This is a genomic window from Mesorhizobium sp. WSM4849 (assembly GCF_055811385.1).
Genome location: NZ_JBVVPW010000113.1, coordinates 1 through 604 on the forward strand (window position 1 = coordinate 1; position 604 = coordinate 604).

Annotated in this window: 1 protein-coding gene; it reads left to right on the forward strand. The window is 66.2% G+C overall.

The window, feature by feature from the left end; all coding sequences use genetic code 11:
* The coding region (locus AC0L3L_RS36445; RefSeq protein WP_473642211.1) for an IS110 family transposase at positions 1–604 on the forward strand (604 nt) is incomplete at both ends.

A 604-nucleotide genomic window follows, 5' to 3' on the forward strand; every position in this document is an offset into this window, starting at 1 on the left:
ACACGAGCCGGTCCCTTACCGCTCTCGAACAGGATAACACGATCGTCGCCGTCATCGAATTGAGCAAGGCGAAATGGCTGATTGCCTCGCTTGTTCCGGGTTTCAAGCGCCAACCGCTCAAGAAGATCGATGCCGACGCACCATCACTGTTGAAGTTGCTGCAGCGCTGGCGCGACGAAGCCGGCCGGACCGGGCGCCAGATCAAGCGGATCTCCGTCGCCTATGAGGCGGCCGGCGACGGCTTCTGGCTGGCGCGCTGGCTGCGAGCGCACGGTATCGAGGCTTACGCCATCCACCCCGCTAGCGTTGCGGTGTCGCGCGAGCACCGGCGCGCCAAGACCGATCGTCTCGACACCGAGCTTCTGATGCGCGCCTTTCTCGGCTGGCTGCGCGGCGAGAAGCGCCATTGCAGTATGGCGCCGATCCCGACGCTCGAGGAGGAGGACGCGCGGCGGCCGAACCGCGAGCGGGAGACCCTGGTCGGCGACAAGACGCGGATTATCAACCATATCAAGGCGATCCTCGCCCGCTTCGGCATCCGCAGCTTCCGGCTGAGCCTGCGCCAGGCGGCGGACAGGCTCGAGACCATCCGCACGGCGGAGGG